Annotated in this window: 1 protein-coding gene; it reads right to left on the reverse strand. The window is 55.7% G+C overall.

The annotated features are described in order from the left end of the window. Nucleotides 1-273: hypothetical protein (locus ACOSDR_RS20335; RefSeq protein WP_420732364.1), on the reverse strand; the 273-nt coding region annotated here is incomplete at both ends.

Here is a 273-nt window from a genome sequence, read left to right on the forward strand (position 1 = left end):
CAATGATGCCACAGCCGTCTTCTTTGAACGGATGGAACATCCAGGGGCGTCCGGTAATGTGGCCCGGCAGGTAGGTCTTGCCGAAATGCTCATTCCCGGTCCAGGTCCGCGCGGTCAGTTCCGGATTGTAGAATTCGCGATTGGCGTCCCAATATTCATCGTGATTGGTAAAGGACATGTCGGTGCCTTCGGGATCGGTGATCCGCGCCCGTTTGGCATTGCGAATCCGGTCCCAGGTCCATTTGTCCATGGCATTGATGACTTCAATGGGCA

Origin of the sequence: Hwanghaeella sp. 1Z406 (assembly GCF_048892425.1) — a bacterium.
Lineage (GTDB): Bacteria > Pseudomonadota > Alphaproteobacteria > UBA8366 > Aestuariispiraceae > Pacificispira.